This is a genomic window from Nostoc sp. CHAB 5715, assembly GCF_020829685.1.
Taxonomy (GTDB): Bacteria; Cyanobacteriota; Cyanobacteriia; order Cyanobacteriales; family Nostocaceae; genus Nostoc.
Genome location: NZ_JAIVFR010001031.1, coordinates 1 through 2,498, shown reverse-complemented (window position 1 = coordinate 2,498; position 2,498 = coordinate 1). Strand labels below are relative to the sequence as shown.

2 protein-coding genes are annotated in these 2,498 nt (G+C 47.0%); both read right to left on the bottom strand.

Annotated elements, in window-relative coordinates; genetic code table 11:
• Nucleotides 1-371: 371 nt before the first annotated feature.
• Nucleotides 372-785: an ATP synthase F1 subunit epsilon gene (atpC, locus tag LC574_RS35390; protein ID WP_229458292.1), complete on the bottom strand. Its 414-nt coding sequence runs from the start codon at nt 783-785 to the stop codon at nt 372-374.
• 115 nt (nt 786-900) lie between these two features.
• Nucleotides 901-2,349, bottom strand: coding sequence for a F0F1 ATP synthase subunit beta (atpD, locus tag LC574_RS35385; protein WP_229458291.1), 1,449 nt, complete (start codon nt 2,347-2,349; stop codon nt 901-903).
• Between the last annotated feature and the right edge of the window lie 149 nt (nt 2,350-2,498).

Here is a 2,498-nt window from a genome sequence, read left to right as displayed (position 1 = left end):
TATTAAGATGCTTCCGAAAAAGCCACACAAGGTTTTATTATCTCAAATTTTTGATAGAATATCCTCGCTGGGGCGTATTCACGCTCCTAAGCCTTCTGTCACCACTTCATAATTGGCGAAGGTATTGCTAAAAGAAAAGAGGCTTTGAATTTTCCCCATTCCCTCATAGTGAAGGGGGCAAGGGGGTTAGGTTTAAGTAAAAGTCGCACATGGCGTTAAATATCTTGTAGGTTGGATATTGCCCAACCTACATAGGACTTACGCAAAAATCGCCCAAAAGCTTAATTTATCGAACCGCCAAGACGCCAAGAACGCCAAGAATTCGTAGAGCGTGCGTAAGTCCTACTACAAAGTTGAAATAGAAAGTAAAATTAGACCAAACCGCCAGCCGCTTGAAACCGAGCGCGGGCGCGTTTGAAGGCTTGGGTTGCTTGGATTTGGGCTTGGTGATCGTCTGCTGTGACTTGATTCAGACGCGCTTCGGCTTGGTTGTAAGCAGCACGGGCTTCCTCAAGGTTAATTTTGTCGCCACGTTCAGCACCGTTAACCAGAATTGTCACTTCATTTTCTTCGACTTCGGCAAAGCCACCCAAAAGGGCGATCGCTTCCCAATTCTGATTTTTAGCGGCGCGGACTCGCATTACACCAGTATCCAAGGCGGTTAAAAGTGGTGCGTGTCCAGTTAGGATACCTAGTTGACCAGTGGTGCTAGGTAAAACTACTTCTTCAGCTGGAGCATCCCAGACTGTTTTATCTGGAGAAATTACACGAACGGTTAATGTCATTTGTCCTTTGTCCTTTGTCCTTTGTCATTTATCTTTTGTCTTTCGTAATTGCCATTAGTCATTAGCAGTTGAACTAATGACCAATGACCAATGACTAATGACTAATGACTAATGACTAACCTTTGATTTTGTCAGCTTTAGCGATCGCTTCGTTAATATCGCCAACCAAGTAGAAAGCCTGTTCTGGCAGAGCATCCAACTCACCAGACAGAATTTTCTGGAAGCCTTTGATGGTATCTTCCAACTTCACATATTTACCAGGGGAACCGGTAAATACTTCTGCTACAAAGAACGGCTGAGACAAGAAGCGCTCAACTTTCCGCGCCCGCGCCACGATTAGACGGTCTTCTTCAGACAATTCATCTAGACCGAGAATAGCGATAATATCTTGGAGTTCTTTATAACGTTGCAGAGTTGATTGCACCGCACGGGCAGTATTGTAGTGTTCGTCACCTACAATATTTGGTTGAAGCATGGTGGAAGTTGAACCAAGGGGGTCAACTGCGGGGTAAATTCCCTTAGCTGCCAAACCGCGAGACAGTACTGTGGTTCCGTCCAAGTGGGCGAAGGTGGTAGCAGGTGCGGGGTCGGTGAGGTCATCCGCAGGTACGTACACTGCTTGAATGGAGGTAATGGAACCCTCTGTAGTCGAGGTAATCCGCTCTTGCAGTTCACCTACGTCGGTTCCCAATGTGGGCTGATATCCTACCGCAGAAGGCATCCGTCCCAGTAGTGCGGATACTTCCGACCCTGCTTGCACAAATCGGAAGATGTTGTCAATAAACAGCAGCACATCCTGCTTGTTCACATCCCGGAAGTACTCTGCTACTGTTAATCCCGAAAGACCAACCCGCATTCTCGCTCCGGGTGGTTCGTTCATTTGACCGTAGACTAGAGCAATTTTTGATTCGTTGAGGTTGTCTTTGTTGATAACCCCAGACTCAATCATTTCGTTGTAGAGGTCATTGCCTTCACGGGTGCGTTCACCCACGCCAGCAAATACGGATACTCCACCATGCTGGGTAGCAATGTTGTTAATCAATTCCATCATGATGACGGTCTTACCAACACCAGCACCGCCGAATAGACCAATCTTACCACCGCGTCGATAGGGAGTCAGAAGGTCAACAACTTTAATCCCAGTCTCAAACACCGAAGGTTTGGTTTCCAGGTCGGTGAATTTGGGAGCAGAGCGGTGGATGGGTAAACTTGCCTCAGCATTTACAGGGCCTTTGTTGTCCACAGGTTCGCCAAGGACGTTGAAAATCCGGCCTAAAGTGGCTTTACCAACTGGTACGTTGATCGGAGCGCCTGTATCGGTAACTTCAAAACCGCGCACTAAGCCTTCGGTGGAACTCATCGCAACAGTCCGCACTTGGTTGTCGCCCAGCAGTTGCTGTACTTCAACGGTGATGTTGATTTCTTGTCCACCTTCGTTGGTGCCAACGATTTTCAAGGCGTTGTAGATTTGTGGCAATTTCCCGCCGGGAAATTTAACGTCTACAACTGGGCCAATGATTTGGGTAATGTAGCCAATGTTTGTTTTTTCTGCGGTTGTGACCATGCTGCGCCTAATGAGTGAAGCTATATTTCAGATTCGGTCGGACAAGACATAAGATTAAGCAATGTCACCTTTCACTGTAGCACCGGACGGGGACATAACTCCCTTAGTAATTCCTTAAAAAGTAGCTTGGCTGTTTTAGCTGCAACCCT